The sequence below is a fragment of the Camelimonas sp. ID_303_24 genome (assembly GCF_053543495.1).
Genome location: NZ_JBLLJM010000006.1, coordinates 1 through 22,625 on the forward strand (window position 1 = coordinate 1; position 22,625 = coordinate 22,625).

Genomic DNA, 22,625 nt, shown 5'->3' on the forward strand with positions numbered 1-22,625 from the left:
AAACCGGCAGCAGGCCACCGGCAGGATCTCGGTTAGCAGTCGATTGCGAAAAGCCGGGAGGATATCGCGCTCGAAGATCGACCGCCGCATCGCGCGTGTACTGTCCGCCATCCTCGCTTCTTGAAGCCAGCGTTCACCAAACTGGCCGAAGCTCTTGGCTTCCTTGATCCTCCGCTTCTCGCGCTGCTTTTCCTGCGCCGGCGAGCGCCCCTCGGAAATCGCGCGCTTGGCATCAATCAGCTTCTCACGCGCTCGGGCCAGAGACAGACCCGCTGGGCCATAACGACCCAACGTCAAGGTCTCCCGACGGCCGTTGAGCCGGTAGTCCAAGCGGAACACGATTGAACCTGAAGGTTGGACCACGACGTACATACCGTCGCGATCCACAATCTTGTATAATTTATCTTTTGGTTTCAGTGTCTTGATGGCAGTGTCGGTCAGCATCCGCACCCTCCAGATCGGTTAAAAAATACAGGAGAGCACCCAATTATACCGTCAAGCAAAATTGGGCCGCCCGACAGGATTTTTATTCAACAATACAAGTATTTAAGCCAAAAAATATACCGTCAGAAGCTCTCTTGCCCCTGACGGTATACGCATTTTTCGGTTGAGAAAAGACGCGCCATAACGCCAACCATACCGTCAAACGGGAGGCTGACCCGGCGATAGATGCTGAAAATCTCAGAGAGATTTTTTCAGGATTTTCATTGACTTATGTCGCATTATAGCGTGATTTCGGATACGCTCGGAGGGGCAAAAATTATTCCCACTCGATCGTGCCCGGCGGCTTGGCGGTGATGTCGTAGGTGACGCGGTTGATGCCCTTCACTTCGTTGACGATGCGGGTGGAGACCTGGCCGAGGAACTTCATGTCGAACGGGTAGAAGTCCGCCGTCATGCCGTCCACCGAGGTCACCGCGCGCAAGGCGCAGACGTAGTCGTAGGTGCGGCCATCGCCCATGACGCCGACGCTGCGCACCGGCAGCAGCACGACGAACGCCTGCCAGATGTCGTCGTAGAGGCCGGCCTTACGGATCTCGTCGATATAGATGGCGTCGGCCTGGCGCAGGATATCGCACTTCTCGCGGGTCACTTCGCCCGGGCAGCGGATGGCGAGGCCAGGGCCCGGGAACGGGTGGCGACCGATGAAGGCGTCCGGCAGGCCGAGCTCGCGGCCGAGCGCGCGAACTTCGTCCTTGAACAGCTCGCGCAGCGGCTCGACAAGCTTCAGGTTCATGCGCGCCGGCAGGCCGCCGACGTTGTGGTGGCTCTTGATGGTGACCGACGGACCGCCCGTGAAGGAGACGCTCTCGATCACATCCGGATACAGGGTGCCCTGGGCCAGGAACTCCGGCGCGCCGCCCTGGGACGCGGCGATCTTCTTCGCCTCCGCATCGAACACGTCGATGAAGAGGCCGCCGATGATCTTGCGCTTCTGTTCCGGGTCGCTGACGCCGGCCAGCTTGCCAAGGAACAGCTCCTCCGCCTGCACATGCACGAGCGGGATATTGTAGTGCTCACGGAACAGGTTAACGACCCAGTCCGCCTCGCCCATGCGCATCAGGCCGTGGTCGACCAGCACGCAGGTGAGCTGGTCGCCGATGGCCTGGTGGATCAGCACTGCGGCGACCGCAGAGTCGACGCCGCCCGACAGGGCGCACAGCACCCGTCCCTGCCCCACTTGGGCGCGGATGCGGGCAACCGCCTCATCGCGGAAGGCGCGCATCGTCCAGTCGCCGGTGCAGCCGGCAATGCGGCGGACGAAATTGCGGATAAGCCGCGCGCCGTCGGGCGTGTGAATCACCTCCAGGTGGAACTGCACGCCGTAATAATGGCGCGTCTCATCGGCGATGGCGGCGTGCGGCGCGTTCTCCGACGCGGCGATGACCTGGAACCCCTCCGGCAGGCGGGTGACGCGATCGCCATGGCTCATCCACACCGGATAACGGTTGCCCAGGCCCCAGACGCCGTCGAACAGTACGGAATCGGCCACGACCTCAACCTCGGCGCGACCGAATTCGCGATGGTGGCCGCCCTCAACCACGCCGCCCAACTGCTTTGCCATGGTCTGCTCGCCATAGCAGATGCCCAGCACCGGCACGCCCGACTCGAAAATCTCGCGCGGCGCTTCCGGCGCGTCGTCATCCAGCACCGAGCAAGGCCCGCCGGAAAGGATCACCGCCTTCGGCTGCATGCGCGCGAACGCTTCGGCGGCGCTCTGGAACGGCACAACCTCCGAATAGACCCCCTCCTCGCGCACGCGGCGGGCGATGAGCTGGGTCACCTGGCTGCCGAAATCGACGATCAGGATCTTCTCGTGAATGCCTTCGGGTGCGGCGGGGGTTTGTGCGTTCATGGGGCGGTCAGACCATCGTGTGGGGGCGGAAAATGGGCTTCTAAAGCATTTTCACGAAAAGTGGACCCCCACTTTTCGAGAACGCCGGACGGGCGCGCCCGGCGCCAAAAATGCCTCAGACCAGAGAGCTGGGCGCTTCCGGCGCAATGGCTTTCGCCGGAGGCGCTCCAGAACGAAATCACTGGCGCGGAAAACATCAGGCGCGAACCATCAGACGCGCGTCATCAGACGCGCGTCATGGCCGCGACATAAAAGCCATCGGTTCCGGCGCTTGCCGGCGTGAGTTGCAAGGCGCCGCCGGCGCGTTCATGTCCCGGGCGACCAAAGCCGGTTTCAGCCAGCGGCGCGGGCGAGAACTCCGGGTGGCTTTGCAGGAACTGCGCCACGGCATCGTCATTCTCCTCCGGCAGCAGCGAGCAGGTGATATAGACGAGACGGCCGCCAGGACGCGTCAGGCTCGCGGCGCGCGCCAGCACAGTCTGCTGGTCCTTCACCCGCTCCGCCAGCCCGCCGGGGCGCAGGCGCCATTTGGCGTCCGGATTGCGCCGCCAGGTGCCGGTTCCGGTACAGGGCGCATCGACCAGCACCAGATCGGCCTTGCCGGCGATATCCTCCAGCGGCTCCGGCCCGCCCGGCTGCCAGCGGCCGCGCGGCGAGCGCACCTCGACGCAGGTCGCCCCGGAGCGGTCAAGCCGGTCATAGATCGCCGACAGCCGGCGGCCGTCCACGTCGGTGGCCAGCAGCCGCCCCTGGTTCTGCATCATGGCGGCGAGCGCCAGGGTTTTGCCGCCGGCGCCGGCGCAGAGGTCGACCACTGTCTGGCCAGGCCCGACGCCGCTATAGAGCGCCGCCATCTGCGAACCCTCGTCCTGCACCTCGAACCAGCCGCGGACAAAGCCTTCCTCACCCTGCAGCGACTGGCCGCGACCATCCGGCGGCGGCGGCAGGCGAATGGCGCCCGGCGCGTGGGGAGCCGGCGCCGCGCCCATCCACGACAGGGCCTCCAGCACCTTCGCCGGGTCAGCCTTCAGGGTGTTGACGCGAAGATCGACTGGGGCGCGGGCAGCCAGCGCGTGCATCTCGGCCAACACCGCGGCTTCGCTGCCAAAGGCGCGCAGCAGCGAGGGGCCAATCCATTCCGGAAAATCGCCGCGCACGTGCATGGGGGCCTTGCCGAGGCGCTCCCAGCCGTTGGCAAGCGCGTCCAGCTCCCCGGCGGAGAGCGGCGACGGGGCGTAGCCAGCGCCAGAGAACAGGGCTGCGATCTGCTCGCTGTTCATGCCGCGCTCCAGCGCCAGCATGCCGACCACAGTGGCGCGCGCGCCCTCTTCGCCCATGGCGAAGCTGGCCGAGAGCCGCCGGCGCAAACAGTCGTAAACCAGCGAGGCGATCGCGGCGCGGTCCTTGGAGCCGGCGAAGCGGTGCGACAGACCCCAGTCGCGCAAGGCGTCAGGCGCCGGGCGACGGCGGGCGTCGATATCGGCCATCACCTCGATGGCCGCTGCGATGCGGGCTCCAGGCGTCATCCGGCGGCAAAAAGGATACGCACGGCGAAGATCCCCCACATGATAATCAGGACAAAGACGCTGACGCCGAAAGCGGCGCCGCGCGCCAGCATGCGGCCGCCGCGCACATGGATGGCGGCCTGGACGATCCGGGCCGCCACATAGATCCACTCCAGCACGACGAACAGCAGGTCCGCCTTGCGGGTAATCAGGGCCAGGATCACCAGCGCGTAAAACAGCGCCGGCATGGCCAAAGCGTTGCCATAGGCGTTGTTGAGCCGGCGCGCATCATCCGGCCAGTTGTCCGGATTGAGCGAAACGTCGCGCTCGCGCACCTCGCCATGGTTCAGCGCGCGCCGGCGTTTGCCGGCCAGCATGAACAGCAACACAAAGGTGAGGGCAACCAGAACGAAAACCGGAAGCAGAATCGCCTGTACGCTCATGTCGTCCCCGTGCTGCTGGAGCAGGCGCGCCGCGCCTCAATGCAAGCGGGCGCCCTGCCCCGGATGACGATGACCTCAGGTCCGCGTCGGATAGTTCGGGCTCTCCCGCGTGATCGTCACATCATGCACGTGGCTCTCGCGCAATCCAGCGCTGGTGATGCGCACGAACTCCGACTTCTCGCGGAAGTCCTGGAGATTGGCGGCGCCGACATAGCCCATGGCGGCGCGCAGGCCGCCGACCAGCTGGTGCAGCACGGCCGACACCGGCCCCTTGTAGGCCACCTGCCCCTCGATGCCTTCCGGCACCAGCTTCAGCGTGTCCTTGATGTCCTGCTGGAAGTAGCGATCGGCCGAGCCGCGCGCCATGGCGCCGACGGAGCCCATGCCGCGGTAGGATTTGTAGGAGCGGCCCTGGTAAAGGAACACCTCGCCGGGGCTTTCCTCCGTGCCGGCCAGCAGCGAACCCATCATGGCGCATTCAGCGCCGGCGGCGAGCGCCTTGGCGAGGTCGCCGGAATATTTGATGCCGCCGTCGGCGATCACCGGAATATCAGCCTTCGCGGCGACCTCGGCGGCGTCGAGAATGGCGGTGAGTTGCGGCACGCCAACGCCGGCGACGATGCGGGTGGTGCAAATGGAGCCCGGGCCGATGCCGATCTTCACGGCGTCGGCGCCAGCGTCGATCAGCGCCTGGCAGCCGGCGGCGGTGGCGACGTTGCCGGCGATGACCTGCACGCCGTTGGACGCCTTCTTGATGCGGCTGACCGACTCAAGCACGCCGCTGGAATGACCGTGGGCGGTGTCGACGACCAGCAGGTCGACGCCAGCGTCCATCAGCATTTCGGCGCGCAGGAACCCCTGTTCGCCGGTGGTGGTGGCGGCGGCGACGCGCAGGCGGCCGCGCGCATCCTTCACCGCCTGCGGATAGGCGACCTGCTTCTCCATGTCCTTGACGGTGATGAGGCCGATGCAGCGGTAGGCGTCGTCCACCACCAGCAGCTTCTCGATGCGGAACTGGTGCAGCAGACGCTTGGCTTCGGCCTGGTCCACGCCCTCGCGCACCGTGATCAGCCGCTCCTTGGTCATCAGCTCGGAGACCGGCTGGGCCGTGTTGGTGGCGAAGCGGACGTCGCGGTTGGTGAGGATGCCGACCAGCTTGCCCTTCTGGCCGCCAGGGGCGCGCTCGACCACCGGAATGCCGGAGATGCCGTGGCGCTTCATCAGTTCGAAGGCGTCGGCCAGGGTTTCGTCCGGGTGAATGGTGACCGGATCGACCACCATGCCGGATTCGTATTTCTTGACCCGGCGAACTTCGTTGGCCTGCTCTTCCGGATCGTAGTTGCGGTGGATGACGCCGATGCCGCCGAGCTGGGCCATGGCGATGGCCATGCTGGAGCCGGTGACCGTGTCCATGGCCGAGGAAATGATCGGAATGTTGAGCGAAACGGCGCGCGTCAGGCGGGTGGCGACATTGACGTCGCCGGGCAGCACCTCCGATGGGCCGGGCTGCAGCAACACGTCATCGAAGGTGAGACCTTCACGAAAACGCCCGCCATTGTCGATTTTCACCATGGTCAACTTCCGATCCGGTCCGGCGGCCCGTCCGCTGGCTGCCCCGCTGGCCGCCGTCGTTCAGGCCCAACCTGTTGTGTGGGATCGCTTCCCTGTCGCCAGACCCGGAAGGGCTGGCGGGAATGGTCCCAGCGAAATAATGATGCGCCCCCGCCCGTCGGGCAATCGCGTGAATATTCCGCGACCCGGCGTCAGCAAATGAGCGAAGTTGACGCCGGCCCTTAGCACAGCAAATCCGTTCGTGCAAAAATTCCTTTACAGTTTGTTGACATGCCCCTGGGCGCGCCGCGATCCGGGGGTTGAAATCGTCCGCAACCAGATCGCTCGCTGCTGGTGGGCTTTTTCATCCACAGGTGGGCTTTCCCGACCCCTCGCCCATGCAGACCCGGCGCCCCACGCGTGGACGGGGGCGACCAGGCCATGCGCAGAAAGCCGGGCTGCAATCTCCAGTCCGCATGCGCCAGATGCCCCTCAGCGCCAAAATCGCAGTTATGTTGCAAACAGCACTTTCCGGACGCCGCCGGTGCATTCGCAGGAAAAGCAGCGTCCGCTTTTCCTGACGGGAGCACGCCAGGCGCGCGCCTGGCGCGCCCCATTCCTTGCTGGAGGCAACAGCCCGTGAAGCGTTCGGTCCTGACGCCCCTCATCGTCGCCTGCGCCCTGTTCATGGAGAACACCGATTCCACGGTGATCGCCACCTCGCTGCCCGCCATCGCCGGCGACATTGGCGTCAGCCCGATCGCGCTGAAACTGGCCCTGACCTCCTACATGGTGTCGCTGGCGGTGTTCATTCCGATCAGCGGCTGGATGGCGGACCGCTTCGGGGCGCGCACGGTGTTCCGGCTGGCCATGGTGGTGTTCATGGCCGGCTCGCTGGCCTGCGGCATGGCCAATTCGCTGGAAGGCTTCGTCATGGCGCGCTTCCTGCAGGGCATCGGCGGGGCCATGATGGTGCCGGTGGGGCGGCTGGTGCTGCTGCGCACCGTGCCCAAGTCAGAGCTGGTGTCGGCGCTGGCCTATCTGACAGTGCCGGCGCTGGTTGGGCCGGTCGTCGGCCCGCCGCTCGGCGGCTTCATCACCACCTGGTTCAACTGGCGCTGGATCTTCCTGATCAATATCCCGATCGGCATCATCGGCGTCATTCTCGCCAGCATCTTCATCGAAAACGTGCGTGAGGAGGACGTGGCGCCCCTCGACGTGCCAGGTTTCCTGCTGGCGGGCAGTGGCCTCGCCACGCTGATGCTGGCCTTTTCCAGCGGCGGCGGCCACCTGATTTCACCGCCCCTGGCCATCGGCCTTGGCGGGCTGGGCATCGCCCTGCTCGGGCTCTATCTGGCGCATTCGAAGCGGGTGGCGACGCCGGTGCTGAAGCTGTCGCTGCTGCGCATCAACACCTTCCGGGTCAGCGTCTATTCCGGTTCGCTGTTCCGGATTGGCGCGGGGGCCATCCCCTTCCTGCTGCCGCTGATGCTGCAGGCCGGCTTTGGCATGACGCCGGCGCACTCGGGCATGATCACCTTCGTCTCGGCGGTTGGCGCGCTGTTCACCAAGACCCTGGCGACGCGCATCCTGCGCCGCTTCGGCTTCCGCTCGGTGCTGGGCTTCAACCTGCTGCTGGCTTCGGCCTTTGTCGCCAGCTATGGCCTGTTCACGGCGACGACGCCGCTGGCGGTGATGCTGGGAACGCTGTTCCTCGGCGGCTGCCTGCGCTCCATGCAGTTCACCGCCTTCAACGCCATCGCTTACGCCGACATCGAGCCGAAGGACATGAGCTTCGCCACCAGCCTGTATGCGGTGGCGCAACAGCTTTCCCTTGCCGTTGGCGTGGCGCTGGGCGCCGCGGCGCTGCAATTCTCGGCGCTGCTGCGCAGCGGCCAGCCGGACGCCATCGTCGCCCAGGATTTCATGCCGGCATTCCTGTGCGTGGGCATCGTGTCCGCGCTGGGGGTGCTGCTGATCCCCAGCCTGGCGCCCAACGCCGGGGCGGAAATGTCCGGCCACGTCAGCCGCCGCAAGGTTCGCGACTCCGCCGGCGACGGCACGGCGCGCCGGGCCACCGCCGAGGCCGTGCAGCAGCATCCGCGCGCTGGCGAGGGCTGACGCGCGGGCGCTGCTGCGCGGCTTTGAGGTTATTCCGAATCCCAATGGCCAGCGGCGCGCGGATCATCATCCTGATCCTGCCCGGCGCCCAGCGCCCCCTGGCCGCGATAGCCGGTGGCCAGCACATACAGCTCCGATGAGCCGGCGCGGCTGGCGGCGGGCTTCACATGGCGCACCACGGCGAAATCGCGCTTGAGATTGGCCAGCAGGGTGTTTTCGGTGCCGCCCTGGAACACCTTGGCGAGGAAAACGCCGCCGGGCGCCAGCACCTCGCGGGCGAACTCGATGGCGACTTCCGCCAGACCAACGATGCGCAGGTGGTCGGTTTTCTTGTGGCCCGTGGTGTTGGCCGCCATGTCGGACATGACGATGTCGGCCGGCCCGCCCAGCATCTGCATCAGCAGGTCCGGCGCTTCCGGCGCCAGAAAGTCCATCTGCACGGCTTCGACCCCTGGCAGGCCATCGATCGGCAACAGGTCAATGCCGACGACGCGGCCCACGGGCGCGCCCGGCTTCGGCTCCGCCGCCCCAACGCGTTGCGCCGCCACCTGGCTCCAGCCGCCGGGGGCCGCGCCAAGGTCGATGACCCGCTGGCCTGGTTTCAGCAGCTTGTAGCGGTCATCGATCTCCAGCAGCTTGAAGGCGGCGCGCGAGCGGTAGCCCTCGCGTTTGGCGCGCTCGACATAGGGGTCGTTGAGCTGGCGCTCGAGCCATTTCTGCGACGCTGTCGTGCGCTTTTTCGCGGTCTTCAGGCGCACCTTGAGATTACGCTGGCCGCCCTTGTCCGATGCACCGCTCATGACCTGATCACCTGAATTGTCCGATACGCGCCCTGGCGCGCCGCCCCCCGGATATGGAGCCACAAACCTGCTCCGCGCCCAAGGGGCAAATTACCACCAACCTGTTGAATGGAGCCGGCTTCACCGTTCCACTGGATCGCCGCGCCCAGCCACCGGGTCGCAGCGCCCCACGGCAAAAATCCGGCCCAACGGAACCGGAGCTTCACCCTGGCCATATGAATTGCCCGCCCCCGGGGAGGGATGCCCTGCCCGCGATGGCCTGGCGCCTTCTACACGCGAAATGGCGTCTGGCGGAATTGAAAATGCACCGGCCGCCTCACGAACGCCCGGCGCGCCCCACCTGCAACATGCCGTCCTCGCGCATCATTGACATCAGGATGCCCTCGCGCAGGCCGCGATCGGCGATGCGCAACCTGGGAGCCGGAAAACAGCGCCGCAGGGCGTCGAGAATCGCGCAGCCGGCGAGCACCAGATCGGCCCTGTCGTTGCCAATACAGGCGTTGGCGGCGCGCTCGCGAAAACTGCTGCGGCGCAGATGGTGAACGACGCGGTTGACGTTGCGGTCGCTCATCCACAGGCCGTCAACCCGGCGCCGGTCATAGCGTGGCAGGCGCAGGTGCACCCCGGCGATGGTGGTGACGGTGCCCGAGGTGCCAAGCAGGTGAAACCCCTCGCGCGCGGCCGCCCAGCCAACCCGCTCGCGGAACGGCTCAAGCAGCGCCAGCACCTCATCGACCATCGCCCGGTAGACCGTCGGCGTCACCGTCTTGCCGCCATGACGCTCGGCCAGGGTCACCACGCCCACGGGCAACGACACCCAGTCGGCGATGCTCTGGCACGGGTCGTTCATGGTGGAAACGCCGCGCCCGACCAGGCACGCCACCTCTGTCGAGCCGCCGCCGATATCAAACACCAGCAGCGCCTCCGACGTCGGGTCGGCCAGGCTGGCGCAGCCGGAAACCGCCAGAAACGCTTCGGTGCGGCGGTCGACCACCTCAAGTTGCAGTCCGGTTTCGGTGAGAACGCGATTGATGAAATCAGCGCCATTCAAGGCCGACCGGCAAGCTTCAGTCGCCACGAGGCGGGCGCGGGCCACGTGGCGATTGTCCATCTTGGCGCCGCAGACCCGCAGGGCGTCAATCGAACGCTGGATGGCGCTTTCGGCCAGAGCCCCGGTGCTGCCGAGCCCCTCGCCCAGCCGGACGATGCGCGAAAAAGCATCGACCACGCGAAACCCCGAATCTCCCGGCTCAGCAATCAGCAGCCGACAATTGTTGGTGCCAAGGTCCAGCGCGGCATAGGCCACGGCCGGCTGGCGCCCCTCCACTTCCCCGGGCGCGCGCGCGCGCCGGCGCACGGCTTCGCCAAATCCGCGTTCGACATGTCCGCGTTCGACATGTGCACGCCGGCCATCGCCGCGACGCTGACCGGGGGATCTGCCATGGCGCTCATGCCTCGGTGCAGCATCATCCTGGGCGACGCCCGCCCCATCGCGCCGCGCAGCCTCACCCGTGCGGGCCGGACCAGATCGCGGAGTTTCAGTGCGCACGGCTTCAGTTCGCACGGGCTCAATTCGTGCGATCTCGCGTCGTGCGATCTCGTGGGCGTCTCGCGCGATCTCATGGGCGTCGTGCGCCGCCATGGCGGCGTGGCGGCGCGTCGCGGCAGGTCCCCGCAACGCAGGCCGGCCCTGGCCGCCATCCTGTGCGCCGCCATTTTCCGCAATCGTTGCGGAAACGGCGCACGCGCCATTGGCGCCTGCATCGTCCATCGCCGACACTGTTCGATCCTTCACAGATCAGGGCGCGCCCCATGAGCGCGCAAGTTGGATACAGCGTAAACGCTGCCCCGCCCGGCGCCAAGCGCCCTGATCGGGAACCTTGATCTGGGCTCCAGGACATTTACGATCTGCCCATTTACGATCTGTCCATTCTCAATGGATCAGATAGCCGCGTCCCGCCGGCCCAGGCAGGGCGTGGACCACGCGGGCGCATTGTTCACGGCCGGCTTTCTGGCGACCTTGCGCTGGCGACACACTTTTGGCGACATACTTCTGGAACGTCATGCAGCATTTCTCGTCCGACGGCGTCGACATAGCATTCGTGGATCTGCCGGCGCCGGACGGCGCCAAAGGCGATCCGGTGCTGCTGGTGCACGGCTTCGCCTCGAATCATTCGGTGAACTGGATTTATCCGGGCTGGAGCACCACCCTGAACCGGGCCGGCTACCGGGTGATCGCGCTCGACAACCGGGGCCATGGCCAGAGCCAGAAATTCTACGACCCCGCCTGCTACAATTCCGCCCTGATGGCCCAGGACTGCCTGAACCTGCTCGACCATCTGGGCCTGCCCCAGGCCGACGTCATGGGCTATTCCATGGGCGCCCGCATCACCGCCCACCTGGCTCTCGCCCATCCGGACCGGGTGCGCTCCGCGGTGCTCGGCGGCCTCGGCATCCGGCTGGTGGACGGCGTCGGCCTGCCCATGGGCATTGCCGATGCGCTTGAGGCGCCAACGGGCGACGGCCTCACCGACAGGCAGCAAAAAATGTTCCGCTCCTTCGCCGAGCAGACGCGCAGCGATCTGAAGGCGCTGGCCGCCTGCATTCGCGGCACGCGCCAGACGTTGACGCGGGAAGAGGCCTACCAGATTGGCGTGCCGACGCTGATCGCTGTCGGCACGCGCGACGACATCGCCGGCTCGCCGCACGAACTGGCCGCCATGCTGCCCAATGCCTCCGCTGTCGATATTCCAGGCCGCGACCATAATCTCGCGGTGGGCGACCGGGTGTTCAAGGAGGCCGTAACGGCGTTTTTGGCCGAACGTCCGTAAGCCGGCCAGAAGCCGCCCTCCAGAAGCCGCCCCCCCCAGGAGGGCGCGCGCCAGCGGGGCCGCGATTGCCAGACGCGCGATTGCAGGAACGATTGCGCGATGTCCGCGTTTTACTGCTGCGCGTTTTGCCGCTGACGGATGCGTTGCCATGAAACCGGACGTTATCGCTCCCCAAACCTCCGATGCAGGAGGCGTCATGAACAGAGCGCCGCGCATACTCGCCGGCGCCTTCGCCATCAGCGCTGGCCTGGCGCTTTCCGGATGCGTCACCGGCGATCCTGGCCCCTATTACGCAACTGCGGCGCCGGTCGTTTACCCGGCCCCCTACGACTACGGCTATGGGGGCTATGGGGCGCCGGTGGTTTACGGCGGGAGTTGGGGCTACGGCTACAGGCGTCCATGGGTTGGGCCGAGCCCCTGGGTCGGCCCCCGGCCTCCTGGTCCCCGCCCGTGGGTTGGGCCAAGGCCTCCACCGCCAGGCTTCGGGCCGCCGGTGCCTGGCTTCAGACCGCCGCCAGGAATGGGACCAAGACCAGGATTTGGACCAAGACCAGGATTTGGGCCGAGACCTGGATTTGGACCAAGACCCGGATACGGACCAAGGCCAGGTCCGAGGCCCGGCGGCCCGATGTTCCGGCCAGGGCCATAACCTGAGAAACGCAAAAGGCCCGCCCAGGCGCGCCGTTCTGCGTGAAACTACAGGCGAGCGGTGTGAGCGGCGGGCCGGATCAGGCTGACAGGGCGAAATTTCCATCTGAACCAGGCGTATTCTGCCCGGGCGCCCCTGGCCCGCTGCCAGGACAGCCATCCTGGCGCAGGCCAGTTTGATCACCCGTTGGTCAGCCCCGTCGCGGCGCCATCACCATCTTGGTTCCCGTCACCAGAGCAACCAGCCTGGCGCCGGCGCAGACTTCCGATTTGACCAGGATCAGCGTGCGGCCAGACCGGATCACCCGTCCTTCGGCCACAATCCCGGGGCTGTCCGCCGGGGCGGCGAAATTGATCTTGTGCCCCGTCGTCAAAGCCTTGAAACCCGGCTCCGTGAGCGAGAGCGCCGCATAGCCCGCCGCCCTGTCGGCGATGGCGCCGATGGCGCCGTCGTGGATAAAACCATGCTGCCGGCTGATGTCCGGGCTGACCGCGAGACCGATGTCGACAGCGCCGGAATAGATCCGGCTACGCGTCGCGCCCGGCTTCGCCATCCGCCCCTGCCTTGCAAAGCTCTGTTGCACCCGGGCGGCAAAACCGGCGTCCCGCTCTGTAAATGTCGTCGTCGCGTCAGCCCTCAATCGTCCTGTTTGCGAAGACGGCGACCTGGGCCGCCGCCTTCCACTGTTGCTGATCGCCATCAACTGCCGAAGCGGCCGCGCCAGTGATGGTAAAGGCCAGCGACATCCGCAGCCGTCAGCAGCGGCATGGCTTGCCGCAGCTCCTCATCCGGCCAGTCCCACCACCGCATCTCCAGCAGCATGTCGATGCTTTCCGCATCAAACCGTTTGCGAATGATGCTGGCAGGGTTGCCGCCGACGATGGCGTAGGGCTCCACGTCACGCGTGACGAGCGCGCGCGTTCCAATCACCGCGCCATCGCCAATCCTGACGCCCGGCATGATGACGGCTTCCGAGCCGATCCAGACATCGTGCCCCACCACGGTGTCGCCAGCGGCCTGGTAGCCATTGCGCGCGCCTGCGAAAGCAGGGACCTCCGGCATCCAGTAGAATGGAAAGGTGCTGATCCAGTCGTTCCGGTGCCCCTGGTTGCCCGCCATGATGAAAGCGGCGCCCGTGCCGATGGAGCAGAAACTGCCGATAATCAGCTTGTCCGCGTCATCGTCCGGCAGGATAAACCGGGCGCAGTCATCAAAACTGTGCCCGTGATAGTACCCGGAGTAATAACTGAAGCGGCCGACGCGAATGTTCGGCTGCGTGACCTGACGGTCCAGCGTAACGCCCCTGAAAGGGCTCTCAAAATAATTCGTCATGACAATCACCGCGTCTGGCCACCGGGAGCCCGGTTGATTGGCTCAGGCAAAAAACCACCAGCTGGCGCGAACGCATGATCGCGCCATGATCGTTCCTCGCATCAGGATGCGGGAACCGGCTTCAGGTGGTTCGGTGCGCGGACTTCATGCCGACAGCAGTAGCCAGAACGGGCTCACCCGGCAAGCCTGCCCATCCGCGCCGGAGGCAGGGACCGCCAGATGACCCGCCGGGTCACCGGAAGACGATAACCGGCAACTTGCTGTGGGTGAGCACCTTGAGCGTCACGCTCCCCAGGATCATCGCCGACAGGCCGCCGCGACCATGGGAGGACATCGCGATCATGTCGCACCCTCGCGCCAGCGCCACATCGATGATCGCCTGATAAGGCTGGTCATGCTCAACCTGCGTCACGTCGCAGGAAACGCCCATGGCCTGGGCCCGCGATGCGGCTTCCTTCAGACAGGCGGCAGCCTGGCCGCGCGCCGCCTGCTCATATTCCCCCTGGGTCAGAGCGATCTGATGCGGGTCCATGGAGAAGATACGGAACGGCTCAATGACTGTGAGAATGGTGGCGCGCGCGGCCAGTTCATGGGCCAGGGACAACCCTTGTTCGACGGCCCGGCTGGCTAACGGCGACCCATCTGTCGGGATGAGAATATGGTGTGCCATCGCAACCTCCGAAACATAGGCGTTTCGTTGGACCCTGATAGTGCGCCTGTTCGGGTAGAAACGCCAGATTTTCACCACGGCCCAGATGGCGGGCAAGTGGGTGGGCAAGTGGGCGGGCAAGCGGGCGGGCAAGCGGCGGGGTAAATGGCCAGACGCCATCAAAAACCTGCTGCCGTCTGGCGCAGTTAAGCCCCCGTCCAGTTTCAGGGGGCATCCAGGGGGGCCAACCGGCAACTGGCGCGTCTCTGCCGGAAACCGGACAATCCCGTAGCAAACCTCGTCCGGAGGATGATCCGGCAGGAGGGGGAAAAGTCATGTCCATCCGTTGGGCCAGAGCCCTCGCAGTCCGGGCGGCGCTGGTGAGCGCAGCCTTGCCAGGATCCGGTTTCACCGCCTTTTCCGGCGATATCGCCGCAGGAGAAGCCGTTTTCGCAAAATGCGCGCCCTGCCACAGCATCACCCATCCGACAAATCGCATGGGGCCGCATCTGATGGGCGTCGTGGGTCGCCGCGTGGGGTCCGTTCCCGGCTTCTCCTACTCTGAAGCGATGATCCGGGCTGGCTCATCCGGCATGGTCTGGACGCCGGATCTGCTCACCAGGTTCGCATCAAGCCCGCGAAAGACCATTCCCGGCAATTCCATGCGATTCTACGGTTTGTGGAGCGACGCGGACATCGCCAATCTGGTGGCCTACCTGGAAAGCATTCCGGCGCCCTGAGCCATCTCCGGCGAAGCCCGGTTCGTGCTGCTCCCGGCCCCGCTTTCGCCCCGCACGTTCGGTCACGCCCCGCGTACGCGCAACCACAGGGCTGGCAAACAGGCCACCATGGATACCCAACACCGCAGTCACCACCTTCGACTTCAGAGCGCATGGCGCTGACAACCGCCACCCCACCGGGCCGACACCCCTGCCCCCCTCAAGAACCAACCCCATTCTGATGCCCCGCAGGATGTGGGCGGGAGTGACCTAGAATCGGCGGGAAGGGTCCGCGCGGGTACTACACCGGAATACCGTGGCGCACCCACTGGCGCTCCATCCGCTGCTTACCGCGACCTACTGGTTTGGATGGATTGAAGGTATGCCAGAAGCGCGTCCGTCTGCTTTGCCGACAGCTTGAACTCAGGCATGTCGGCATGTCCCACGCTCAAACCTTCAGCGAAGGCTTCCGCCAGACTGTCTATCGGGTAACGCTTGGCCAGATCACGGAATGGTGGAGCTTCGTTGTGCGGACTAGTTCCAGCCATGCCAGTCGCATGGCACCGGGAGCAGTTCGCTTCAGCGATAGAGCGCCCGGCCGCTGCCAATTCACTGGCGCTGGCGACCTTGGGGAGCAGCAATAGCGATATGCTGGCGGCGATGGCGCATTGTGCGATCAGGAGGCGCTTCATTCCCCCAACGTAGCGACCAACGGTTAACATCTCCCCGCCGCAACTCCGTCCAATGCGGCTAGGCCTCATCCATCCAGTGCGGCGAAGCCGCTACCGCGTGGTGGAACTGGACGGGAACCCTTGGTTCATCGCCAAAGACGTTTGCAGGGCGCTGGACATGGACCTGATGGGCGGCACCTTCAAATGGCTGCGCGGCCTAGACGCAGACGAGAAGAGGCTGGTTAGGCGGAACGATCACCCACACATTTTCTGTGGGAGACGCGCCCCCTCCATCTCCATCATTTCCGAGCCGGGGCTTTACAAACTGATCCAGTTCAGCCGGAAGCCTGAAGCCCGCGAGTTCGACCGGTGGGTCCGTCACGTTGTCCTTCCCGCCATCCGCAAGGAAGGCGCTTACGTCGCTGGCGAAGAGAACATCGGCAAGGGAACTGATGAGGACGACGACGCCCTCATCTTCCGCGCCATGAAGATCATGGAAGGGAAGATCGAGAAGCTGAAGGCCGAGCGTAATGCCGCATGCGCGGCTAGGGACGCGGCCAGGGCCGAGACGAAGGAGGCCATCGAGGTCAAGGACGCCATGAAGGAGTCCATGGGCATCTACCTGCACCCCGTCCGCGACTACGTGTGGCAGAGACGACGCCGCGTTGGATGCCCCCTCACCCAAGGCGTCTCCTACGTCCCCGCGTATAACGAGAAGATTGCTTGTTTCTATTGCAGCCTCGTGCACCATACCTGGGCAGGACTACAGGAGGGGCAAATGTACAAGCACATTTTGGTCACCACCGATGGCTCCGAATTTGCTCGCAAGGGCATTGAGCATGGACTGGCACTGGCGAAACCGCTTGGCGCGAAGGTAACAGTACTAACGGTTTTGGCCCCAATTCGGTCGGAAGTAGCTGACGCAGCTCGGTTGGGCGGGATCGCCGACCCGGTTGGACAGTACGACCACCAGATAGACGAGACGATGAAGGAACGCTTCGCGGCCATTGATCATCTGGTGTCCGCGTATGGCGTGAAAGCGGACTTGGCGCACGAAATCGACAAGGTACCCGCCGAAGCAATCGTGAGGTTCGCAAAGCACCACCATTGCGACCTTATCATCATGGCATCACACGGGCGGCGCGGAGTGCAGCGTGTCTTGCTGGGAAGCCAGACGGCGGAGGTGTTGGCTCACGCCAATATTCCGGTTTTGGTCGTCCGCTGAACCGATAGCCGCCTCTCCCATCATCACCATCAAGGCCGACCGCGTGGTCGCCAACAGCCGTGACGTGGCGGCGTACTTCAACAAGCGGCACGACCATGTGTTGCGGGACATCGACGCCCTTCGCCAGCGGCTACCCGAGTTCGCCGCCCCCAATTTTGGGGCCGGCTCCTACATGGACGCGAACAACCAGTCGCGCCGCTGTGCTGACATGACCCGCGACGGCTTCACGTTCCTGGCCATGGGCTTCACCAGGGCGAAGGCAGACGCTTTCAAGCTCGCCTACCTGAACGAGTACAACCGGATAGAGGAAGAGCTTCGCAAACGGGCGCAGCAGTCCATTCCCACGGACTACGCTTCCGCCCTGCGGCTTGCCGCCGACGAACATGAGAAACGGCTGAAGCTGGAAGCTGAGAAGGAAGCGCTCGAAGCGCGGGCCGCTGAAGATGCGCCCAAGGTGAAGAACTGGGAAGCCTTCCACGACACCGGGGCCACCACGACGACAGGCACCCTCGCCAAGGAGATGGGCTTCCGTTCGGCACAGGCGCTGCACACGTTCCTGCACGAGGAAGGCGTGATCTTCCCACGGAAGGATCGCCCACCGTCTGGGCTGCATCTCGCCTGATTCTGGTGAGGCTGTTTGGGCTACCGGATTGGCCCACCGCTTTGGGCTACCAATGGGTAGCCGAGGCAATTTTGCCGTTGCGGTAACTAGCTGATTTTGTTTGATAATCAGATATTGAAAGCGGTTGGCTGGGGAACCTGGATTCGAACCAAGACTAACGGAGTCAGAGTCCGTCGTTCTACCGTTAAACTATTCCCCACCACCGTTGTCCGGCTGGGCTTCCTGCCGGGCCACCGTTCGCCGCGCCGCAGCGCCGTGGTGTGGGCTCCAGATACGGCGACGCGGGGAGTACGTCAAGGGCATTGACGCATTCAACCTGCAGTGGCCGTCCGCAAGCCGTGGATATGTGGATATCCGCGCGGTCGGGCCCTGCTATGGACAGCAGCCACGCTGGAGGCCTGCCCCCCCTAACCCTGCCCCCCTGAATGGAGGCCGGAAACGCCCGCGATCCCACCTCCTGCTCCTGTCTTGCGAGCCACTTGATCCCCGCTGCATCGATGGCGGCGGCCGCAGCGCTGGCAATCATGCGCCAGGCGAGGGGCTTTCCCGGGACCACGGTCATCAGCAGGAGACCGAAAGGCGGTTGCGACCGCGCGGCTCCTGCCCCCACCAGGCGCCAGACCGCAAAATCGGAAGATACCCCGCCACCATACTGAACACCGGGATGCAGGCGAGCCATTCGGACACGCCACATGCGCTACGTGTCGGCGGCGATCCGATGGCGGCGGCCCGGCGGCTGTCGCGCGCCGCCGCACGCCGCACGCCGCAACCCACAGGCGCGTTCCCACGTCTGAACACCATGCAAATGGGCGGCGGGCGCGCATACGAGACAATGGGGGCGCGCTCCGGGCCACCAGGAAAACAAGGCCAGACCAGCCTGCGCCAACCGCCAGGCCCAACACCAGCGCCAGGTTGTGAAGCGCGTGGTTCTTGCGTCCCTGCAAGACCGGATGTGCAAACTCACATATAGCGACACACCAAGTGCAAAATATCATTTAAACATTTGAATTTTATAGCAATATCAAAACAACCACCGCCATCCCCCCGGTTTGGGCCGACTTTCGCCAACACAATTTGGCTCATATTCTGACGGTAAGCCGACAACACCGGACAGTTGCATGGCCGGCTCATAACTGACGGCAAAACCAGAGGATCAGATGACGCACCTTCGCAAAATCCTGTCGATTTCCGTGCTTGCGGTCGCGATGTCGGCGGGTCTCGCCCACGCGGAAAGCCAAAGCGCTGGCAAGACCGCTGAAGCGGCGGCGCCCCTGAAAGCGCCGGCAGGCATCTATGTGATGGATCCGACCCATGCGTCGTTGCAGTGGTCGTTCATGCACAACAAGATTTCCCACTACACCGCGCGTTTCAACAAGTTCTCGGCGGAAATCACCCTGGACCCGTCGGATCTGGCCAAATCCTCCGTCACCGCGAAGATTGACCCTGCCTCTGTCGACGCCAACTACCCGGCTGACTACAAGGCAACCCACGCCAAGACCGGCTTCAGCAGCTGGAGCGAGGATATCGCCCGCAACAAAAACTACCTGAATGCTGGCCAGTTTCCGGAGATCACCTTCAAATCCACCAGGGTGGAGCTGACCGGCCCGCGCACCGCCAAAGTGACTGGCGACATGACGTTCCTTGGCGTCACCAGGCCGCTGACTCTGGACGCCGCCTTTGTCGGCGAACTGGAGAAGCACCCCTTCACCAAGCAGCCAGCCATCGGCTTCAAGGCGGAAGGCAAGTTCAAGCGCAGTGATTTCGGCATGCCGGTGGGTTTCGTCGGCGATGAAATCACCATCCGCTTCGATGGCGAATTCCTGAAGAAAACCGACGCCAAATAAGTCCGGGCAGCCCTGAAGCAGAATGCGATCGACCTGCATCGGGATTTTGCTTCAGGCCCCTGGGGTGACGGTTGCCCCCACGCGATGCGGACGCCAGTCCGCGGGACACGCGCACGGCGGAACAGCCGGCGCCGTTGCACCCACGCCCTGCCCGCGCAGGAAGGCCGCGCGCCACCCACGCCTTGCCGGGACTTTGCCGGGACTTTGCCAAAACCTTGCCAGCGGGGCGACCGCCGCCCCGCCGCCAGAAAGACGCGCCGCTGGCGCGCTGGATTGCACCATGTCTGCCCGCCCCACCCGCTACAGCGCCATCGCCATTGCCCTGCACTGGGCCATCGCCCTTTGCATCATCGCCATGATTCCCATGGGATTCTGGATGACGGCCGCCATTGGCGAACCGGGAACGCAGGCGCTGGCCTACCGCGTTTTCCAGTTTCACAAGTCCACCGGATTTCTGATCCTCGGCCTGACCGCGTTGCGGATTGTGTGGCGCCTCGCCCACCCGGCCCCGCCCTTGCCTGGCGGGATGAAGCCATGGGAGGCCTTCGCCGCCCGGGCGACGCACGCGGCCTTCTATGGCCTCATGCTGGCGTTGCCGCTCACTGGCTGGCTCTACGTGTCGACGGGCTGGGCGGTCAGCGCCGACCGGGCGCTCGCGGTGCCGACAAGCTGGTTTGGGCTGTTCAGCATTCCGCATCTGCCGTGGGTAGGCGAGGCTTCAGCCGCCCTGCGCCGCACCGTGGCGTTTCAGGCCATGGGCGCCCACAGCATGCTCGCCTGGGCGGCGGTCGCGCTGATCGCGCTGCATGTGGGCGCGGCGCTGAAGCACCAGTTTCTCGATCGCGACGCCGTGCTGGCCCACATGGTCCCTGGCCTGCCGCATGGCGATGCGCCAGCCGCCCTACCGCCAGATGCGCGCGAAAAATGGCTGGGCCGCTGCGCCGGTTTCGGCCTGGTGCTGATTATCGCCCAGGCCGCCGCCATCGCCGTGACGCCCGCACCCGCCCCACAGCTGACGGGACCGGCCCAGGCCCGCCCGGCGCATACCGCCGCGCCAGCCGCCACGCAGACCATCGCGCCGCGCCTGCCCGCCAGCAACAATTTGGCGGCGGCCTGGGCCATCGACCATGGCGCATCACGCATTGGCTTCACGGGCGCGCACTCCGGCGACGCCTTCTCCGGGCGGTTTGAGCAATGGGAAGGCGATATCCGCTTCGACCCGGCAAATCTGGCCGGATCGCGCGCCACGGTGCTTGTGCAGGTTGGCAGCGCCCGGACCGGCGATTCCACCCAGGAAAACGCGCTTGAAGGCGAGGAGTGGCTGGATCCAAAGGGGCGCCCGGTTGCGCGATTTGAGGCCGACGCCTTCCGCTCCCTGGGGGGCGACCGTTATGAAGCGACGGGAACCCTGACGCTGAAACAAACGTCGCTGCCAGTTGTCCTGCCCTTCACCTTCAGCGAGCGCGACGGCGTCGCCACGGTGAAGGGCAGCCTGAAGCTCGACCGGCGCGCCTTCGACATCGGCATGCAGTCCGACGGCGGCGGCGACTGGGTGTCCATGGAGATCGGCGTCGTCATCGACGTGACGGCGAAACGCGCGCCGTCGCGCTCATAAGCGGCGCCGGCCGGATGGAAACGTCCAGGCGATAGCTTGCGCTCGCAGCAAGGAAATTGGAGCAATTTCCGACCGATATCGATCCGAAATTGCTCCAGAGGCGAGCGGCCGCAGCCGGGGGCTTTGAGGCCAGGAGACGAAGAGGCGTCTGGGCGCTTTTTGCCCGGCATGGAGCGCGCCCAGGCGACGGCCGTGGAGACTTCAGGCCAGGCCGCGCCAGATTTTCCCGAGAAATGGCGCCATCTACTTGCCCACGCATGAATTGGGCGCATGGGCCTCCAGGTTTGCGATCCGGGCGATCAAACGCCATCCAGCTGATTTATAATCAATTTCCCGCAAAAGGGACGCGCCAGCGCCTGCCGGAAATTATCGCCGGCGGATTGACGCGGCTGCCGCCCATCGCTGTAGTGCCCCGGCCGGTTACAACATCGGGGGAGGAAAAACCCATGAAGCAGCTCTGTATTGCTGTCGCGGCGCTCACTGTTGCGCTGGGAACGGCCCAGGCCAGCGAAAAGAAATACGGCCCGGGCGTCACTGACACGGAAATCCGCATTGGCAATGTGGTGCCCTATAGCGGCCCGGCTTCCGCCTATGGCGTACGCGGATCCGCCATCGTCGATTACTTCAAGAAGGTCAACGAGAAGGGCGGCATCAACGGGCGGAAGATCAACATCATCTCGCTGGACGACGCCTACAGCCCGCCCAAGGCGGTGGAGCAGACGCGCAAGCTGGTGGAGAACGAGAATGTGCTGGCCGTTTATGGCTCGGTGGGCACCCCCTCCAACTCGGCCGTTCATAAATATCTGAATTCAAAGAAGGTTCCGCAGCTGTTCGTGGCGACCGGCGCCAGCAAATGGAACGATCCCAAGAATTATCCATGGACGACGGCCATGCTGCCGCTCTACGACATGGAAGCCAAGATTTACGCCAATTATGTCCTGAAGAACAAACCGGACGGCAAGGTCGCGGTTATTTACCAGAATGACGACTTCGGCAAGGATTATGTCCGGGGTTTCCGCGAAGGACTTGGCGACAAGGCCAAATCCATGATCGCACTGGAATTGCCTTACGAGATCACCAGCGCGACGGTTGACGCTGAGGTGGTGCGCATGAAGGCGAGCGGCGCCAACATCCTGTTCATCGTGGCGACGCCGAAATTCGCTGCCCAGGTCATCAAGCGCGTCCACGAACTGGACTGGAAGCCGCTGCAGATGGTGGTCAGCGTCTCCGCCTCGATCGGCGGCGTGTTGAAGCCGGCGGGCCTCAAGGCTTCGCAGGGCGTCATCACCGCGGTCGCCCTCAAGGAGCCGGATGATCCGCAATGGGCCAACGATCAGGACATGAAGGATTACAAGGCCTTCATGACCTCCATTGGCCAGACTGGCATGATCGACGACTCAAACGCCGTGCAAGGCTACATGGCCGCAGTTCTGCTTGAGCGCGTGCTGCGCCGGGCCGGCGACAATCTCACCCGCGAGAACCTGCGCGACATCGCCGCCTCCATGGATGAAAAGAACGTCCAGATGGTGCTGCCGAAGCTGGGCCTTCACACCAGCCCGGAGAACTACAGCCTGTATAACGCGCTGTATCTGCAGCGTTTCGAGGGCGACCGCTATAATCTCTTCGAGGGTCCGATCTCCGAGAAGTAATGCGGAAAGCCGGTGGGCGCACCTCACCGGAACCCACCAGACC

The 22,625-nt window shown here is 64.9% G+C and carries 19 protein-coding genes, 1 tRNA gene and 1 pseudogene; 9 read left to right on the forward strand and 12 right to left on the reverse strand.

The window, feature by feature from the left end; genetic code table 11:
- The 5 genes from ACERNI_RS08515 to guaB all read right to left on the reverse strand — a co-directional run.
- On the reverse strand, nucleotides 1–444 hold a 444-nt coding region (locus ACERNI_RS08515), incomplete at its 3' end, for an Arm DNA-binding domain-containing protein (protein ID WP_448832857.1).
- Nucleotides 445–760: 316 nt separating this feature from the next.
- The gene (guaA, locus tag ACERNI_RS08520) at nucleotides 761–2,356 is read right to left on the reverse strand and encodes a glutamine-hydrolyzing GMP synthase (RefSeq protein ID WP_448832858.1); all 1,596 of its coding nucleotides are present in this window, start codon (nucleotides 2,354–2,356) and stop codon (nucleotides 761–763) included.
- A gap of 224 nt (nucleotides 2,357–2,580) precedes the next feature.
- Entirely contained in the window at nucleotides 2,581–3,882 is a 1,302-nt protein-coding gene (locus tag ACERNI_RS08525; RefSeq protein WP_448832859.1) for an RsmB/NOP family class I SAM-dependent RNA methyltransferase, read from the reverse strand.
- Nucleotides 3,879–4,304, reverse strand: coding sequence for an MAPEG family protein (locus ACERNI_RS08530; protein WP_448832860.1), 426 nt, complete (start codon nucleotides 4,302–4,304; stop codon nucleotides 3,879–3,881). Before ACERNI_RS08530 ends, ACERNI_RS08525 begins: the two co-directional genes overlap by 4 nt.
- A 75-nt stretch (nucleotides 4,305–4,379) precedes the next feature.
- Nucleotides 4,380–5,876 (reverse strand): IMP dehydrogenase, encoded by a 1,497-nt coding sequence (gene guaB / locus ACERNI_RS08535; RefSeq protein WP_448832962.1) that lies wholly within the window; start codon nucleotides 5,874–5,876, stop codon nucleotides 4,380–4,382.
- Nucleotides 5,877–6,494: 618 nt separating this feature from the next.
- Between guaB and ACERNI_RS08540 the strand changes: the two genes are divergently transcribed.
- Nucleotides 6,495–7,976 (forward strand): DHA2 family efflux MFS transporter permease subunit, encoded by a 1,482-nt coding sequence (locus ACERNI_RS08540; protein WP_448832861.1) that lies wholly within the window; start codon nucleotides 6,495–6,497, stop codon nucleotides 7,974–7,976.
- Nucleotides 7,977–8,005: 29 nt separating this feature from the next.
- Here the strand turns inward: ACERNI_RS08540 and ACERNI_RS08545 are convergent, their stop codons facing one another.
- Both ACERNI_RS08545 and ACERNI_RS08550 read right to left on the reverse strand, forming a co-directional pair.
- Entirely contained in the window at nucleotides 8,006–8,776 is a 771-nt protein-coding gene (locus ACERNI_RS08545) for an RlmE family RNA methyltransferase (protein ID WP_448832862.1), read from the reverse strand.
- Between the two features lie 316 nt (nucleotides 8,777–9,092).
- Entirely contained in the window at nucleotides 9,093–10,133 is a 1,041-nt protein-coding gene (locus ACERNI_RS08550; RefSeq protein ID WP_448832863.1) for a Ppx/GppA phosphatase family protein, read from the reverse strand.
- A 706-nt stretch (nucleotides 10,134–10,839) separates the two neighbouring features.
- Between ACERNI_RS08550 and ACERNI_RS08555 the strand changes: the two genes are divergently transcribed.
- Complete coding sequence (locus tag ACERNI_RS08555) at nucleotides 10,840–11,607, forward strand: alpha/beta fold hydrolase (protein ID WP_448832963.1); 768 nt, start codon at nucleotides 10,840–10,842, stop codon at nucleotides 11,605–11,607.
- 839 nt (nucleotides 11,608–12,446) lie between these two features.
- Here the strand turns inward: ACERNI_RS08555 and ACERNI_RS08560 are convergent.
- The 3 genes from ACERNI_RS08560 to ACERNI_RS08570 form a co-directional block, all read right to left on the reverse strand.
- Nucleotides 12,447–12,809, reverse strand: coding sequence for a PaaI family thioesterase (locus ACERNI_RS08560; protein WP_448832864.1), 363 nt, complete (start codon nucleotides 12,807–12,809; stop codon nucleotides 12,447–12,449).
- A gap of 146 nt (nucleotides 12,810–12,955) precedes the next feature.
- Nucleotides 12,956–13,588 carry a type B chloramphenicol O-acetyltransferase gene (gene catB, locus ACERNI_RS08565; protein ID WP_448832865.1) on the reverse strand — a complete coding sequence of 211 codons (633 nt, stop codon included), beginning with the start codon at nucleotides 13,586–13,588 and terminating at the stop codon, nucleotides 12,956–12,958.
- A gap of 232 nt (nucleotides 13,589–13,820) precedes the next feature.
- On the reverse strand, nucleotides 13,821–14,417 hold the full coding sequence (locus ACERNI_RS08570; protein ID WP_448832866.1) for a universal stress protein: 597 nt from the start codon (nucleotides 14,415–14,417) through the stop codon (nucleotides 13,821–13,823).
- 155 nt (nucleotides 14,418–14,572) lie between these two features.
- On the opposite strand from ACERNI_RS08570, the gene ACERNI_RS08575 reads away from it, so the two are divergent.
- Nucleotides 14,573–14,977 (forward strand): c-type cytochrome, encoded by a 405-nt coding sequence (locus ACERNI_RS08575; RefSeq protein ID WP_448832867.1) that lies wholly within the window; start codon nucleotides 14,573–14,575, stop codon nucleotides 14,975–14,977.
- Between the two features lie 326 nt (nucleotides 14,978–15,303).
- Here the strand turns inward: ACERNI_RS08575 and ACERNI_RS08580 are convergent, their stop codons facing one another.
- On the reverse strand, nucleotides 15,304–15,717 hold the full coding sequence (locus tag ACERNI_RS08580; RefSeq protein ID WP_448832868.1) for a c-type cytochrome: 414 nt from the start codon (nucleotides 15,715–15,717) through the stop codon (nucleotides 15,304–15,306).
- Between ACERNI_RS08580 and ACERNI_RS08585 the strand changes: the two are divergent.
- From ACERNI_RS08585 to ACERNI_RS08595, 3 genes and pseudogenes are all read left to right on the forward strand, one after another.
- Nucleotides 15,701–16,009, forward strand: a pseudogene (locus ACERNI_RS08585) (BRO-N domain-containing protein); the annotation flags it as partial. The gene ACERNI_RS08580 and the pseudogene ACERNI_RS08585 sit on opposite strands and share 17 nt — an antisense overlap.
- Nucleotides 16,010–16,405: 396 nt before the next feature.
- Nucleotides 16,406–16,852, forward strand: coding sequence for a universal stress protein (locus tag ACERNI_RS08590; protein ID WP_448832964.1), 447 nt, complete (start codon nucleotides 16,406–16,408; stop codon nucleotides 16,850–16,852).
- Nucleotides 16,782–17,474, forward strand: a complete 693-nt coding sequence (locus ACERNI_RS08595; protein ID WP_448832869.1) for a Rha family transcriptional regulator — start codon at nucleotides 16,782–16,784, stop codon at nucleotides 17,472–17,474. The genes ACERNI_RS08590 and ACERNI_RS08595 overlap by 71 nt, the downstream gene beginning before the upstream one ends.
- Nucleotides 17,475–17,599: 125 nt before the next feature.
- On the opposite strand, the gene ACERNI_RS08600 is transcribed toward ACERNI_RS08595, so the two are convergent.
- Nucleotides 17,600–17,673: transfer RNA gene (locus tag ACERNI_RS08600), tRNA-Gln, on the reverse strand.
- Between the two features lie 958 nt (nucleotides 17,674–18,631).
- On the opposite strand from ACERNI_RS08600, the gene ACERNI_RS08605 reads away from it, so the two are divergent.
- The 3 genes from ACERNI_RS08605 to ACERNI_RS08615 all read left to right on the forward strand — a co-directional run bounded on the left by ACERNI_RS08605 (nucleotide 18,632) and on the right by ACERNI_RS08615 (nucleotide 22,582).
- Nucleotides 18,632–19,318: a YceI family protein gene (locus tag ACERNI_RS08605; protein ID WP_448832870.1), complete on the forward strand. Its 687-nt coding sequence runs from the start codon at nucleotides 18,632–18,634 to the stop codon at nucleotides 19,316–19,318.
- Between the two features lie 280 nt (nucleotides 19,319–19,598).
- The gene (locus tag ACERNI_RS08610) at nucleotides 19,599–20,933 is read left to right on the forward strand and encodes a cytochrome b/b6 domain-containing protein (RefSeq protein WP_448832871.1); all 1,335 of its coding nucleotides are present in this window, start codon (nucleotides 19,599–19,601) and stop codon (nucleotides 20,931–20,933) included.
- Between the two features lie 446 nt (nucleotides 20,934–21,379).
- Complete coding sequence (locus ACERNI_RS08615; protein ID WP_448832872.1) at nucleotides 21,380–22,582, forward strand: ABC transporter substrate-binding protein; 1,203 nt, start codon at nucleotides 21,380–21,382, stop codon at nucleotides 22,580–22,582.
- Nucleotides 22,583–22,625: the final 43 nt, after the last annotated feature.

Coding starts and splice junctions, on each gene's coding strand:
- ACERNI_RS08555 (WP_448832963.1), top strand. CDS start 10,840: ATGCAGCATTTCTCGTCCGACGGCGTCGACATAGCATTCGTGGATCTG.
- ACERNI_RS08590 (WP_448832964.1), top strand. CDS start 16,406: ATGTACAAGCACATTTTGGTCACCACCGATGGCTCCGAATTTGCTCGC.
- guaA (WP_448832858.1), bottom strand. CDS start 2,356: ATGAACGCACAAACCCCCGCCGCACCCGAAGGCATTCACGAGAAGATC.
- catB (WP_448832865.1), bottom strand. CDS start 13,588: ATGACGAATTATTTTGAGAGCCCTTTCAGGGGCGTTACGCTGGACCGT.
- ACERNI_RS08610 (WP_448832871.1), top strand. CDS start 19,599: ATGTCTGCCCGCCCCACCCGCTACAGCGCCATCGCCATTGCCCTGCAC.
- ACERNI_RS08545 (WP_448832862.1), bottom strand. CDS start 8,776: ATGAGCGGTGCATCGGACAAGGGCGGCCAGCGTAATCTCAAGGTGCGC.
- ACERNI_RS08575 (WP_448832867.1), top strand. CDS start 14,573: ATGTCCATCCGTTGGGCCAGAGCCCTCGCAGTCCGGGCGGCGCTGGTG.
- ACERNI_RS08605 (WP_448832870.1), top strand. CDS start 18,632: ATGACGCACCTTCGCAAAATCCTGTCGATTTCCGTGCTTGCGGTCGCG.
- guaB (WP_448832962.1), bottom strand. CDS start 5,876: ATGGTGAAAATCGACAATGGCGGGCGTTTTCGTGAAGGTCTCACCTTC.
- ACERNI_RS08580 (WP_448832868.1), bottom strand. CDS start 15,717: ATGAGGCCTAGCCGCATTGGACGGAGTTGCGGCGGGGAGATGTTAACC.
- ACERNI_RS08530 (WP_448832860.1), bottom strand. CDS start 4,304: ATGAGCGTACAGGCGATTCTGCTTCCGGTTTTCGTTCTGGTTGCCCTC.
- ACERNI_RS08570 (WP_448832866.1), bottom strand. CDS start 14,417: ATGGCGTCTGGCCATTTACCCCGCCGCTTGCCCGCCCGCTTGCCCGCC.
- ACERNI_RS08560 (WP_448832864.1), bottom strand. CDS start 12,809: ATGGCGAAGCCGGGCGCGACGCGTAGCCGGATCTATTCCGGCGCTGTC.
- ACERNI_RS08615 (WP_448832872.1), top strand. CDS start 21,380: ATGAAGCAGCTCTGTATTGCTGTCGCGGCGCTCACTGTTGCGCTGGGA.
- ACERNI_RS08525 (WP_448832859.1), bottom strand. CDS start 3,882: ATGACGCCTGGAGCCCGCATCGCAGCGGCCATCGAGGTGATGGCCGAT.